This is a genomic window from Streptomyces sp. CNQ329 (genome assembly GCF_000482585.1).
The window spans coordinates 39372-51669 of the sequence record NZ_AXVU01000016.1 but is presented as its reverse complement, the minus strand read 5'-3'; the positions used below and the strand labels follow the sequence as shown (position 1 = coordinate 51669).

The 12298-nt window shown below is 69.8% G+C and carries 12 protein-coding genes and 1 pseudogene; 6 read left to right on the top strand and 7 right to left on the bottom strand.

What is annotated here, in order from left to right:
- Positions 1-173: 173 nt before the first annotated feature.
- Both eda and yaaA read right to left on the bottom strand, forming a co-directional pair.
- Positions 174-818 (bottom strand): bifunctional 4-hydroxy-2-oxoglutarate aldolase/2-dehydro-3-deoxy-phosphogluconate aldolase, encoded by a 645-nt coding sequence (eda, locus tag I003_RS0112995; RefSeq protein WP_027771933.1) that lies wholly within the window; start codon positions 816-818, stop codon positions 174-176.
- An 88-nt stretch (positions 819-906) separates the two neighbouring features.
- Entirely contained in the window at positions 907-1704 is a 798-nt protein-coding gene (gene yaaA, locus I003_RS0112990; protein ID WP_027771932.1) for a peroxide stress protein YaaA, read from the bottom strand.
- A gap of 232 nt (positions 1705-1936) precedes the next feature.
- On the opposite strand from yaaA, the gene I003_RS0112985 reads away from it, so the two are divergent.
- The gene (locus I003_RS0112985) at positions 1937-3880 is read left to right on the top strand and encodes a right-handed parallel beta-helix repeat-containing protein (protein ID WP_027771931.1); all 1944 of its coding nucleotides are present in this window, start codon (positions 1937-1939) and stop codon (positions 3878-3880) included.
- 77 nt (positions 3881-3957) lie between these two features.
- Here I003_RS0112985 and I003_RS0112980 read toward each other — a convergent pair whose 3' ends face one another.
- Together I003_RS0112980 and I003_RS0112975 are read right to left on the bottom strand one after the other, a co-directional pair.
- Positions 3958-4989: a chitinase gene (locus I003_RS0112980; protein WP_027771930.1), complete on the bottom strand. Its 1032-nt coding sequence runs from the start codon at positions 4987-4989 to the stop codon at positions 3958-3960.
- Positions 4990-5150: 161 nt separating this feature from the next.
- Positions 5151-5819 (bottom strand): chitinase, encoded by a 669-nt coding sequence (locus I003_RS0112975; protein WP_486584212.1) that lies wholly within the window; start codon positions 5817-5819, stop codon positions 5151-5153.
- A 459-nt stretch (positions 5820-6278) separates the two neighbouring features.
- On the opposite strand from I003_RS0112975, the gene I003_RS0112970 reads away from it, so the two are divergent.
- The gene (locus I003_RS0112970) at positions 6279-7013 is read left to right on the top strand and encodes a hypothetical protein (protein WP_027771928.1); all 735 of its coding nucleotides are present in this window, start codon (positions 6279-6281) and stop codon (positions 7011-7013) included.
- 284 nt (positions 7014-7297) lie between these two features.
- On the top strand, positions 7298-8113 hold the full coding sequence (locus I003_RS0112965) for an endonuclease (RefSeq protein WP_027771927.1): 816 nt from the start codon (positions 7298-7300) through the stop codon (positions 8111-8113).
- A gap of 172 nt (positions 8114-8285) precedes the next feature.
- On the opposite strand, the gene I003_RS0112960 is transcribed toward I003_RS0112965, so the two are convergent.
- Positions 8286-8693, bottom strand: coding sequence for a type II toxin-antitoxin system PemK/MazF family toxin (locus tag I003_RS0112960; RefSeq protein ID WP_027771926.1), 408 nt, complete (start codon positions 8691-8693; stop codon positions 8286-8288).
- A gap of 212 nt (positions 8694-8905) precedes the next feature.
- Between I003_RS0112960 and I003_RS35540 the strand changes: the two are divergent.
- Positions 8906-9027 (top strand): annotated as a pseudogene (locus I003_RS35540) (IS701 family transposase); the annotation flags it as partial.
- A gap of 28 nt (positions 9028-9055) precedes the next feature.
- Here the strand turns inward: I003_RS35540 and I003_RS0112955 are convergent.
- Together I003_RS0112955 and I003_RS0112950 are read right to left on the bottom strand one after the other, a co-directional pair.
- Positions 9056-10432 (bottom strand): hypothetical protein, encoded by a 1377-nt coding sequence (locus I003_RS0112955; protein WP_486584200.1) that lies wholly within the window; start codon positions 10430-10432, stop codon positions 9056-9058.
- A gap of 401 nt (positions 10433-10833) precedes the next feature.
- On the bottom strand, positions 10834-11199 hold the full coding sequence (locus I003_RS0112950) for a metalloregulator ArsR/SmtB family transcription factor (RefSeq protein WP_037720764.1): 366 nt from the start codon (positions 11197-11199) through the stop codon (positions 10834-10836).
- Between the two features lie 159 nt (positions 11200-11358).
- Between I003_RS0112950 and I003_RS0112945 the strand changes: the two genes are divergently transcribed.
- Positions 11359-11814 carry an ArsI/CadI family heavy metal resistance metalloenzyme gene (locus tag I003_RS0112945; protein WP_027771923.1) on the top strand — a complete coding sequence of 152 codons (456 nt, stop codon included), beginning with the start codon at positions 11359-11361 and terminating at the stop codon, positions 11812-11814.
- Between the two features lie 182 nt (positions 11815-11996).
- Positions 11997-12290, top strand: a complete 294-nt coding sequence (locus I003_RS0112940; protein ID WP_027771922.1) for a hypothetical protein — start codon at positions 11997-11999, stop codon at positions 12288-12290.
- Positions 12291-12298: the final 8 nt, after the last annotated feature.

Here is a 12298-nt window from a genome sequence, read left to right as displayed (position 1 = left end):
CTTCCTTCCGGAGTACGGCACGGCGACCGGGCCGGTGCGGGCCGCGCCGGGACGGGCGGGCCCGGTCGCAGGTGACGGTGGCGCTGACGGCGGCGAGGGCCGGGTGCGTCGCCGCGTCGCCGCCCGACCCCGCGCGTACGGTGTCCACGCCTGGCCGTGCCCGCGGCCCGCACTCAGTGCGTGCCGAGCGCCGCGGCCCCGGCGGCGAGCTTCTCCACCGTCGCCCAGTCCTTCGCCGCCAGCGCCGCCTTCGGCAGCATCCATGTGCCGCCCACGCAGCCGACGTTCGGCAGCGCGAGGTACCGGGGCGCCGACTCCGCCGTGATACCTCCCGTCGGGCAGAACCGGGCGCGGGGCAGCGGGGAGCCGAGGGACTTCAGGTACGCGACGCCGCCCGACGCCTCCGCCGGGAAGAACTTCATCTCCGTCACGCCGCGCTCCAGCAGGCCCATCGCCTCCGACACCGTCGACACCCCGGGCAGATACGGCAGGCCCGAGTCCTCCATCGCGGTCAGCAGCCGGTCCGTGGTGCCGGGGCTGACGAGGAAGCGGGCGCCCGCCGCGGCGGAGGCGGTCACGGCCCCGGCGTCGAGCACCGTGCCGGCGCCGACCACCGCGTCCGGCACCTCGGCGGCGATGGCACGGATCGCGTCGAGCGCCGCCGGCGTGCGCAGGGTCACCTCGACCGCGGGCAGCCCTCCGGCGGCCAGCGCGCGCGCCAGCGGCACGGCGTCGGCGGCGTCGTCGAGGACGACGACGGGGATGACGGGCGCGAGGGCGAGAACGGAGGAGCGCGCGGAGGCGGGATCAGCGGTCACGCGGTCATCGTGCCTTCGCGACCACGGTGGTGCAACGCGCGTTGCGTACCGTGCAATGCCGTGAGGGTGCCGGCGACGGAACCGCCGGCTACAGCTCCGTCACCACCACGTCCAGCTCCCACGGCTGCCCCGCCCGCAGCGGCTCCTCGCCCTCCACCCGGTACCCCAGGTCGCGCAGCGTCGTCAGCAGCGCCGCCGGGGTGCGGGGCTTCGCGCCGGAGGTCAGGAGGTCGCGAAGCAGCCGGCCCTTCGTCGCCTTGTTGAAGTGGCTGACCACCGAACGCTTTTCGACCCCGTGCACCACCGTCGCGTGCAGGACCCGCACCGCCGCCGTGCGGGCCGCCAGTTCGCCGCGGGGCCGCCAGGCCGTCGCGTACGCGGACGAGCGCAGGTCGAGGATGAGCCCGCGCCCCGCCGCCGCCGGCAGGGCGGCGTCCAGCGGGCCGCGCCAGTACGCGCCGAGCGCGCCGGCGGCGGGGAGGCGTACGCCCATCGAGCAGCGGTAGGCGGGGATGCGGTCGCCGATGCGGACGGCGCCCCACAGGCCGGAGAACACCAGCAGCGACGCCGACGCGCGCCGCTTCGCCGCGGGGTCGAGCGTGGCGAGGCCGAGCGCGTCGTAGAGGACGCCGGTGTAGATCTGCCCCGCGGGGCGGGTGGGCGCGGTGCGCAGCCGGGCGTTACGTGCCACCTCGCCGCGCAGGCCCTCGGTGAGGCCCAGCACGTCGGCGGCCTTCTCCTCGTCGGCGGTGCAGAGTCCGACCAGCTCGTCGAGGACGGCTTCGCGGGCGGCGGTGAGGCCGGGCAGGGAGAGCGAGTCGAGCTTCAGCGGGGCTCCGCGCCTGCCCTCGGCCTTGCCCTCGGACGGTGGCAGCAGTACGAGCACGAGTCCTCCCGCGGTGACGTTTCCGGTTCCCTCCGCCCTCCGGCAGCCTACCCGCGCGGCGCCGGGGGTCCGGACAGGACGGCGTGCGCGGGCCATTGACAAACCCGCGACCTGCCTCAAAACTCTGACTGCCAAACAGCAAGACATCGACTCGGTTACGCAAACTTACGTTAATCTCTTGCAAGAAAACAGCATGCGCACTCTGTCAGCCCCCCACAGAACAGAGGACACCATGAAGTGGAAGCAGCTCAGACGGCGCGTGGCCGTCGGGATACCGGCGCTCGGCCTGCTCGCGATCGGGGTCCTGCCCCTCTCCGGCCCGGCCTTCGCCGGCGCCGCCCCCGAGGAGGGCGGGGCCGGCTCCGCCGGGACCGGGGCGGTGGCCGCCGCCGCCGGCGCGGAACTGCCCTACGTCGCGTACGAGGCCGAGGCCGGCACGTACGACGGCACCCTGCTGGAGGCCGACGCGAAGCGCACCTTCGGGCACACGAACTTCGGCTCGGAGTCCTCGGGCCGCCAGTCGGTGCGGCTGGAGAACACCGGTCAGTACGTCGAGTTCACCTCGACCGCCCCGACCAACTCCATCGTCGTCCGCAACTCCATCCCCGACGCACCGGGCGGCGGCGGCCAGGAGGCCACCCTCAGCCTCTACGCGAACGGGGAGTTCGTGCAGAAGCTGGACCTGTCGTCCAAGCACAGTTGGCTCTACGGCACCACCGACGACCCGGAGGGCCTGACCAACAATCCGCAGACCGACGCCCGCCGGCTCTTCGACGAGTCCCACGCGCTGCTGGAGCAGAGCTACCCGGAGGGCACCACCTTCCGCCTCCAGCGCGACGCCGACGACAGCGCCGCGTTCTACGTCATCGACCTGATCGACCTGGAGCAGGTGGCACCCCCGGCCGAGAAGCCGGCGGAGTGCACGTCGATCACCGAGTACGGCGCCGTGCCCGACGACGGCAACGACGACACCGAGGCCCTGCAGGCGGCCGTCACCGCCGACCAGAACGGCGAGATCGCGTGCGTCTGGGTCCCGCCGGGCCAGTGGCGGCAGGAGCAGAAGATCCTGACCGAGGACCTCGCCGGCGGCCAGTACAACCAGGTCGGCATCAGTGACGTCGACATCCGCGGCGCCGGTATGTGGCACTCGCAGTTCTTCACCCTGACCCCGCCGCACGAGGCCGGCGGCATCAACCACCCGCACGAGGGCAACTTCGGCTTCGACATCGACAAGAACACCAAGATCTCCGACCTCGCCATCTTCGGCTCCGGCACCATCCGCGGCGGCGACGGCGGCCACGAGGGCGGCGTGGGCCTCAACGGCAGGTTCGGCGTCGGCACGGAGATCACCAACGTGTGGATCGAGCACGCCAACGTCGGGGTCTGGGTCGGCCGCGACTACTCCAACAGGCCGGAGCTCTGGGGACCGGCCGACGGGCTGAAGTTCAGCGGGATGCGGATCCGCAACACGTACGCCGACGGCATCAACTTCACCAACGGCACCCGCAACTCCGAGGTCGTCAACTCGTCCTTCCGCACCACCGGCGACGACGCGCTCGCCGTCTGGGCGAGCAAGTACGTGAAGGACCCGGCGACCGACATCGGCCACGACAACCACTTCAGCAACAACACCATCCAGTTGCCCTGGCGTGCGAACGGAGTCGCGATCTACGGCGGCTACGGCAACACCGTGGAGAACAACCTGATCTCGGACACGGCGAACTACCCGGGCATCATGCTGGCCACCGACCACGACCCGGTGCCCTTCTCCGGCGAGACGGTGCTCTCGGGCAACTCGCTGTACCGCTGCGGCGGCGCGTTCTGGGGCGAAGCACAGGAGTTCGGCGCCATCACGCTCTTCCCGGCGGGCCAGCCGATCCCGGGCGTGACGATCAAGGACACCGACATCCACGACTCGACGTACGACGGGATCCAGTTCAAGACGGGCGGCGGTGAGATGCCGGACGTGACCCTCTCGAACGTGTCGATCGAGAAGTCCGTCAACGGCGCCGGCATCCTCGCCATGGGCGGAGCCCGCGGCAGCGCGAACCTCACGAACGTCACCATCAGCGACTCCGCGGAGGGCGACGTCGTCGTCGAGCCGGGTTCCCCGTTCGTGATCAACGGCTGGCCGGGTGCGGAGAACGGCACGCCGGCGCGGGGCAGGGAGAACTGACCGGCGCGGAAACGGGGGCGGGACCGGCCGGGACGAGAAGTCCCGGCCGGCCCCGCCGTTCGTCGTCGTTCCCGCGCCTACGGCAGCTCGTCGACGTGCGGGCCCACCGTGTTCGACCAGCCGTTGCCGTTGCTGGCGTCCCAGTTGGTCGACCAGGTCATCGCGCCGCGCAGGCCCGGGTACGTCTTCTCCGGCGTGAACGAGCCGCAGCCGGTGCCCCGCGTCAGGCAGTCGAGCGCGTCGGTCACCACGCCCGGGTCCACGTACCCGCCGCCCGCCGCCTGCGGCGAGGCGGGGGTGCCGAGGCCGACCTGCGAGGGGTCGAGCCCGTTCTCCAACTGGATGCAGGCCAGGGCGGTGAGGAAGTCGACCGTGCCCTGGGAGTAGACCTGGCCGTCGCAGCCCAGCATGGAACCGCTGTTGTAGTACTGCATGTTGACGACGGTGAGGAAGTCCTTGATGTTCAGCGCCGTCTTGAAGTACTCGTTGTCGGGCGACTGCATGTCGATGGTCTGCGGCGCCATCGTCACCACCAGGCCGTCGCCGGCGCCCGCGTGGACCGCCTCCAGGGCCTGCGTCATGTACTGGGAGTTGAGCCCGTTCTCCAGGTCGATGTCGACGCCGTCGAACCCGTACTCCTCCATGAGCGACAGGATGCTGGTGGCGAAGGCGTCCGCGGACGCCGCGTCGTTGACGGCTACCGCACCGCGCTCGCCGCCGACCGAGATGACGACGGACCTGCCGGCCTCCTGCTTGGCGGCGATGTCGGCCTTGAAGGCGTCCTCGGTGTAGTCCAGCGCCGGGTCCAGGGTGAAGTCGACCTGGCCGGGGGTGCCGGTCGCGTCGGCGAAGGCCACGGCCACGATGTCGTACGCCTCGGGGACGTCGGCGAGGGTCTGGACGGTGGCGCCGTTGTCGAAGTTCTGCCAGTAGCCGGTGACGGCGTGCGCGGGCACCGCGGCGGCGCCGTGGGTGACCGGCTCGGGGTCGGCGGCGGCCTCGGTGACGGCCACGGCGGCGAGCCCGCCGGTGGCGAGCGACGCGGCGGCGAGGGCGCCGACGAGCCGTTTGCGGGTCTTTTTGATCTTGTGCCTGCGTAGGCGTGCCACGAATGCCTCCGGTGGGGGTGTGGGGGGTGGTTGCTTCGGGGGACGGCCGGGCGCGGTACCCGCCCCGGGAAGGGCGGGAACGGGCCCGCGCCCGGCCGCGCTCGACCGGACCGGCCCGGATCCGGGCGGCTCGGGTCAGCGGCTCGGGCCGGCAGCCCGGGTCAGCAGCTCAGGTTGTCGCCGGGGGTCGTGCCGAGGATCTGCACGAACTGCGTGTACTTGTCGATCCGGCTCTGCACCTGACCGGGGTTGCCGCCGTTGCACTCGATCGACCCGTTGATGGCCCGGATGGTCTCGCCGAACCCGTGCCCGCCGACGATCGCGTCGTGCGCGGGCATCGACCCGGGCCCGGACTGCGTCATCCAGTACCAGATCCCGGTCTTCCATGCGACGGCGGCGTTCCGCTCCACCTGCCAGGGGTCGTTCAGCAGGTCGATGCCGAGGGCGTCGCCGGCGGCCTTGTAGTTGAAGTTCCAGCTGAGCTGGATGGGCCCGCGCCCGTAGTACGCGGCCTGCCCCGCGGGGCAGCCGTAGGACTGGTTCGGGTCGCAGTAGTGCGGATAGTTGTCCTGGTTCTGCTCGACGATGTGCACGAGCCCGCCGGTCTCGTGGCTGACGTTCGCGAGGAAGGCGGCGGCCTCGCGCTTCTGCGTGGTCTCGTCACCGGTGGTGGCGAACGCGGGGTACGCGCTGAGCGCGTCGGTCAGCCCCTGGTACGTGTAGAAGGCGTTCCGCCCCGGGAACATCTGGTTGAACTGCGCCTCGCTGACGATGAACGCGGCGGCCGACGCCTCGTCCTCGCTCTCGCCGGCCGACGCCGTCACGGGCACGACGACGGCCAGCGCCGCCGCCAACGCCCCGATCGCGAGCAGGGCCTTGACCTTCGTTCCGAGTTTCCTCAGCACCTCATCACTCTCCTGGTGGGGGGTCACCGGCGCGGGAACGCCGGAGTTGGAGCTTGACGGGCCGCAGTCAATCACTTTGGTCTGCACCAAGGCAAGGTGTAGACCAATGGCTTCTGGCCAGGTCGACATGTCGCTGTATCAGTTCGCCGGAAGGCGGAGGGGGTGTGCATGAGCAGTCCGACTCCTTGGCATCCGGCTGCGGCGCCCGGGCCGAAAACCGGTGGGCGGGACGCGGTGGCCGCTGCTACCTTCGCGGAGGCCGTGCGAGAGAGCGAGGAGGTGGTACCCGTGAACGTATCGACATGGGTGCTCTCCTCCGGGGTCACGGTCGGGCGATAGGTCGTCCGGGAGCGCCGTTCAAGCGCACTCCCGAAAGGCACGACCGTGGACCTTCACTTCACCTCCGAACAGCGCCTCGACGACGGCGTCCGCGAGCGCACGTTCACCCTCGGCGGGATACCGGGCATCCTGTGGACGCCCGCATCCGCACCGGCGCCGCTGATCCTGCTCGGCCACCCCCCGCTCGGACTGCACGCGATGTACCCGCGGCTGGCCGCGCGGGCCCGGCACGCCGCGGCGGACGGCTTCGCCGCGGCCACCATCGAGCTCCCCGGAAGCGGCGACCGGCCCCGTTGGGCCGCCGCCGAGCAGGCCCGCGCCGACCTGCGCCGGGCCAGGGAGAACGGCGAGCCGGTCAGCGCCGAGATCATCGACGCCCTCATCCTCCCGCTCGTCGACAAGGCGGCCCCCGAATGGCAGGCCGCCCTCGACGCCCTCCTGTCGCTTCCCGGCATCGACGGCCCGGTCGGGTACTCGGGGGGAGTGATCTCCCTCGGGATCCGGCTCGCGGTGGTCGAGCCGCGCATCGTCGCCGCCGGTCTCTTCGCCGGGAGTTACGTGCCTCGCGCCGTCTTCGACGAGGCCCGCCAGGTCACCGTTCCGCTGCACGTCCTGCTGCAGTGGGACGACGAAGGCAACGACCGGCAGGCGGCCCTGGACCTGTTCGACGCCCTGGGATCCGAGGAGAAGTCCCTGCACGCCCATATGGGCGGGCACACCGGCGTCCCGCAGTACGCGGGGGAGGGTGCGGCCCAGTTCTTCACCCGGCATCTGAAGTGAGGCCGGGTCAGGGGAGTCCCGTCGGGCCGGTGTAGGGGACGACCTGGACGACGGCGGCGCGGCGTCGGGCGACGTTCTGGCCCGGCGCCGGTCCGGGAGGTGGCTTCTGCCCCGATCGGTCCCTGCCGGTCATCAGGTCTACGCGCGGCCACCTGCGGCGACGTACTTGTAGCCAACTGCCGCTGCTGTCACGCTCAATGAAGGTCCGGCACCCGGCCGGCCCACGTGCCGTGCCCCCCACACCCGGCAGCGGCAGGTGTCTACCCCCGGAGAGAGGTCCTTCCGTGGACACGTCCCGAATATCGCGCGCCGCGCTGATCTCCGCCGTGGCTCTGGCCGCGGCGGCCACCGGTACGCTGCCTTCCCTCGCGGCAACGCCCGCCGGACCTGCGACGTCCTCCGTCGCCGCGTACGACGACACGTACTACCAGGACGCGCTCGGCAAGGAAGGAGACGAACTCAAGAGCGCCCTGCACACGATCATCAGCGACCAGACCAAGATCTCGTACAGCCAGGTCTGGGACGCACTCATGAAGACCGACGAGGACCCGGCGAACCCGGACAACGTCATCCTCCTCTACAGCGGTTACTCGCAGAGCAAGGACTCCCACGGCGGCAACGCCGACGACTGGAACCGCGAGCACGTCTGGGCCAAGAGCCACGGCGACTTCGGCACCGCGACCGGTCCGGGCACCGACGTGCACCACCTGCGCCCCACCGATGTGACGGTCAACAGCACCCGCGGGAACAAGGACTTCGACAACGGCGGCAGCCCGGTCGACCAGGCCCCGGAAAGCTACACCGACAACGACTCCTTCGAGCCCCGCGACGAGGTCAAGGGCGACGTCGCCCGCATGATCCTCTACATGGCCGTTCGCTACGACGGCGACGACGGCTTCGCCGACCTGGAGCCCAACGACCAGGTCAACAACGGCTCGTCGCCCGCCATGGGCAGGCTCTCGGTCCTCAAGGAGTGGAGCGCCGAGGACCCGCCGAGCGATTTCGAGAAGAACCGCAACCAGGTGATCTTCGACCAGATCCAGCACAACCGGAACCCGTTCATCGACCATCCGGAGTGGGTCGACTCGATCTGGCCGTAACGATTCGCCACGCCGTGACCGTGCGGTAGCGGCCCCGGCAGCAGGCGCGGTTGCCGCGCTCTGGCGTAGAACACGGCCCTGCCCCGGGCAGACGCCCGGGGCAGGGCCGTGGGCGAACGAGTCGCCGTCTCTCGGTCATCGACGGAGTCGAGTCGGGCAGCAGAGGCGTCCGCTACTCATCGAGTCTTCCGCGACGGCGGGCGTCCTTGATCTCGTGGAGTCTGGCTGCGGCCATCGGGGTCCACTCCCTGCTCTGTCCAGCGGCATGGAGGGCTTCTCCCACCTCGCTGAGCTTCGCGGGGGACAACACGCCAGCCTGTTCGATCAGGTCGTCCCGGGTCACGGTGGTCAGCCATGTGCAGGGAGTGAAGCCCGGACGCGGGAACGCGACCCGCAGCACGCCTTCGAAGGGCACTCCTTCCAGGGCGCCTACGGCCACTTCAACGCCAAGGCCGCTGACGTCGACGCCCGCTGGAGCGACGACCTGCATCGCCTGGAACCCGGATGACTCCTCGTCCGACAGCAGCACGACCGGGCGTCGCTCGTCGAAGTCGACCCACCAGACTTCGCCGCGTTGCATGTCTCCTCCTGGCACGAGCCGACGGGTGAACCTGCGTGCCCCGAGTGGCACACGGAAGGAATCCGGCCCCGGCTTCGCACGACGTGACCGAGGCGCGGTGAAGACGGGGGCGGCCAACGGCGATCATCGGTGTGTGAAGACTGAAGATCAAGCGGTGACTGCAGGTCACAGCGTAGCCCCCTGGCCGCCGGCAGGAGGCGTACGAGGTGCTGATGGGCCGGGTAGCGGGCCGGTTCGGACGGGTTGAGCCCCGGCGCCGGGCAGGGGATTTGGTGCTGGGGCTGCTGTCGGACCTGACGCGCAAGAACTGCTGTTGCGCGCCGAGTGGGCCGGTGCAAGGCTCTGGTCGGACCAATAGCAGGTCAGCGGGCTCCTTTTCTGCGGACGGGCAGAATACTCAAAGCCATGACGCTGCCGTCGGGCTGGAACGAGACGGGCCCGTTCCAGCCGCTGAGGGGGTGGTTCCCGCGTCGGGACGGGCGCAGCTCATGGGCCAGCTTTCGGTACTCCTCCACACGCCCTTCCTTGAGCAGCTCGTACAGATTCCCGGCCATGCCGGAGAACGCCTCGACACGGAGGGTTCCCATGCGGAAGACGTGGTCTGTGCCCACGAATCTCGTATCGCCGATCTGGATCTCCGCGTCGTCGGTGATTGATGTGGCGGCGAAAGTGCGCACGTCGTAGTGCTTGCGACCTTGGCGGGGGGTGAGGTAGCGGGCGGTGTTCTGTCCTCCGCCGGAGAATGCGGTCAGGCCGGCCGCAGCGGTCCGGGCCAGGAGTTGGCCGAACCACCTGAGGTTCTTCTCGCCCACCTGGAAGCCGTCGACGGTCCGTGTTCGCCTGCCTTCCCGTGCCGGTATGCGGATGGCGTTGGGGTAAGGGATCCCGGACTTGTCCCTGATTTCCTCATCGGCGTTTCCGGGGGCACCCGGGACACGGAGGGGGAGGAGAGCCTCACCCGGTGACTGAAGCACGTTGATGACGACGCCGCCCTGCCCCATCAGTTGGGTGGACATCATCAGGCAGGGGACGCTGTTCCAGGGGCCGATCTGCATGCCCTCAGTCCGCTCGGCGCCCTTGACCAGTTGCCCGATAGAGATGCTGCCGACTCGGCCGGAGCGTCTGCTGGGCCGCTGATGGTTCCCACGGCAGGCTACGAGTGTGATTTTCGATGGCTCACCGGGCTTCCACGCCTCGATGAGGTAGTCGGGCCGGGGCCGGGCGGTTTTCTTGCGTTGTGAGACGCTCGGGGGCCAGCCGGCTCGCAGCACCGTGTTCGTGTCCACCACTGAGACGACGTGGTCCGGATAGCGCTCCTGCACGATGCACTCCGCCGCGGCCAGCCCGAAACCGACCGCCAGTTCACGGGCCTGCATGGACTTGTACCAGCGCTCCGGGATCCGGCCCTTCTCCGTGAGATCCATCGCGCCGCTGCGGTTGGCGTCGAGCGCCTCGCAGTAGTTGAGGCTCAGCCAGTGCTCCGCGAGGCCGCGGCCGATTCCCTGGCCCGCCGGCACGTAACCGCGGGACAGTGCGTGCAGTACCTGCCAGGGTGTCAGCTCGATTCTCCGGTCTGCCCGTGCCAGCTCGACTGGTTGTAGTTCGGGTTTCCTGCGCAGGGGTTCCGGGGACTTTTTGTAGCGCTTCTTGTCGATAGCTGCCGCCGCGGACTGGACCCGGGCGACGAGTTCGGCGGTTGAGTGGACGTAGACGCTCGTCGAGCGGCCCAGCGCGTCCATGGTCTGTCTCGCACTTCTTGCCATATGTCTCCCTCCACGAGGTCTGCCTGACATGCCGGCACGCTGAGCCTCATTCGGGGGATCCAGGCGCACGCAAGTGCGCATGCTGCGCCGGCGTGTGCAGGTGCGGGACGGAGTGCGGCCATAGCCAAGTCGCCACGACTGTTCTGGGGATACCGCAACTGATACGGAACCTCAGCCGCCGCAGCGTTTCGCCTCACCAGCCTCGTTCGAGCCGCCCGCTTCCTCGATCCGGCCGGATCGACACCGGAGGCTGGAGAGGCTCACCGCCTACCGGCGTGCGCCGGTGCTGCCCCGAAAAAGTGTGGCGCAGAGGGCTGAGGGCAAGGGTGAGGCCGGGCTGGGCGGGCAGGTGGAGCCGGTCTCGGTCTTCGGCTCGGTCAGGCGGCCTGTGCGGGGGCGGGAGTGAGGAGGCGGCCCATGGCTGCCAGGACCGCGGGCTCGACGCGGTAGTAGACCCACGTTCCGCGGCGTTCGGACGCCAGGAGGCCGGCTTCCTTGAGCTTCTTCAGGTGGTGGGAGACGGTGGGCTGGGAGACGCCGACATCGGCGATGTCGCACACGCAGGCTTCGCTGTCCGGGTGGGAGGCCACCTTGGAGAAGAGGCGGAGTCTGACGGGGTCGCCAAGGGCCTTGAACATCGCGGCGGTGAGTTCGGCTTCCTCCGCGGTCAGTTCGCGTTCGGTCAGGGCGGGGCAGCACGGTTCGGCCGGGAGTGCCGCCACCTTCTCCTGGAGTTTCGACATGTCTCTATGTTGACACCTGTCGAATCACTTGCCAAGGGGTGTGCGTGTGTCGAGCTGCCGCTCCGGCGTGCGGATTAGATGATTCTCTATGTTGACGACTGTCGATTCCGGGTGCATGCTGGGCGGTATCGAAGAGCATCGAATCAGGAGGAGTGGCTCATGTCCCGGATACAACTCGCCCTGCGCGTCCCCGACCTGCAAGCATCGATCGACTTCTACAGCAGGCTGTTCGGCGCCCAGCCGGCCAAGCTCCGTGACGGCTACGCCAACTTCGCCATCGCCGAGCCTCCCCTCAAGCTGGTCCTCATCGAGGGAAAGGAGGGAGAGGACACCCGCCTGGACCACCTGGGAGTGGAGGTGGCGTCAAGCGAGGACGTCCGGCAGGCCACGGCCAGACTGGGCCGGTCCGGGCTGGACACCGTCGAGGAGAACGACAGCACCTGCTGCTACGCCGTGCAGGACAAGGTCTGGGTACAAGGCCCGGGCCGGGAGCCGTGGGAGGTGTACGTCGTCAAGGCGGACGCGGACTCCCTGACGAAGGAGCAGAACAGCACCTGCTGCACTCCCGCGGCCACTGCAACAGAGCAAGCACCTGCGGCCGCTGGCTGCTGCTGACCGGTCGGTGAGCACCGGCACGCGCGGGGACACGGCCGCGGCCGTTCCGCGACCGCGCCCCTGCGCCGCCCGCAACCGGCAGGACGACCGCTGCGACGGGCGGTTTCGTCGTAGAAGGGCGTACACCCCCCGCTGGTACCGTGGTGGGAGGTTCTTCGGTGAGGCCGGAGGGGGAGCGTTCGGTGTCGTTTCTGAGGTTCGCCTACGACGAGGTCAGGGAGATGGCCCGCACCCTGGAGGAGAGCGGCAGCCGGATGAAGAGCGCCTCGAAGGAGATGACCCGGGCCGATGCCACCAGGATCGGGCACGAGGAACTCCACGCCGCGTGCGACGACTTCGCCGGATCATGGGACTACGGGTTCAGCCAGCTCTCGAAGATGACCAAGGGCGTGTCATCGTTCACCCACACGGCGGCCGACGAGTTCGCCAAGCTGGACGAGAAGCTCTACAACGAGCTGATGGGCAAGGGCGGCTGAGCGGGGGC

Bases quoted from the DNA above. Each gene is read 5' to 3' on its own strand.
- I003_RS0112985 (WP_027771931.1), top strand. From the start codon at position 1,937: ATGAAGTGGAAGCAGCTCAGACGGCGCGTGGCCGTCGGGATACCGGCG.
- I003_RS0112960 (WP_027771926.1), bottom strand. From the start codon at position 8,693: ATGCAACGCGGCGAAGTCTGGTGGGTCGACTTCGACGAGCGACGCCCG.
- I003_RS0112955 (WP_486584200.1), bottom strand. From the start codon at position 10,432: ATGGACGCGCTGGGCCGCTCGACGAGCGTCTACGTCCACTCAACCGCC.
- I003_RS0112950 (WP_037720764.1), bottom strand. From the start codon at position 11,199: ATGTCGAAACTCCAGGAGAAGGTGGCGGCACTCCCGGCCGAACCGTGC.
- I003_RS0112945 (WP_027771923.1), top strand. From the start codon at position 11,359: ATGTCCCGGATACAACTCGCCCTGCGCGTCCCCGACCTGCAAGCATCG.